1 pseudogene is annotated in these 543 nt (G+C 70.0%); it reads left to right on the forward strand.

The features are described from left to right. Positions 1–183: 183 nt before the first annotated feature. Positions 184–543, forward strand: a pseudogene (locus ET526_RS21135) (type I restriction endonuclease); the annotation flags it as partial.

The raw sequence follows: 543 nt of genomic DNA on the forward strand, positions 1-543 counted from the left end.
ACTGTGGATCAGGTTTGTCCACGCGGCTTAATCCCACCGCCCGGGCAATCGCCGCGAACCGCTGAACGCCTCGCCCTGCCTCAAGCCCCGGCATGTCTCGCATTTTGAGCCCCTTGGGGCATGGTGTTACCGTCCCGTCATGACGCACGCAGCGGCGAAGCGCCCGACCCGGGAGCAGAACGCATGACGGAGACGGAGGCCGACACCTGCCGCCGGCACGTCGTGCCCGCGCTGCAGGCCGCCGGCTGGGACAGCGCCCCGCACTCCATTGCCGAACAGCGCACCATCACCGACGGCCGCATCGTCCCGGTCGGCCGCGGCTTCGTCCGCAAGCCGCCCAAGCGCGTGGACTTCCTCCTCCGCTACCGGCGCGACTTCCCACTCGCGGTCGTCGAGGCCAAGGCCAGCTACCGCCGCGCCGCGGACGCCGTGCAGCAGGCGCGGCAGTACGCCGAGATGCTCGGCCTGAAATTCGCCTACGCGACCAACGGGCCCGAGATCATCGAGATCGACTACTTCACCGGCGCCGAGACCCCGCGCACC

The organism is Crenalkalicoccus roseus (assembly GCF_004761865.1).
Classification (GTDB): Bacteria; Pseudomonadota; Alphaproteobacteria; order Acetobacterales; family Acetobacteraceae; genus Crenalkalicoccus; species Crenalkalicoccus roseus.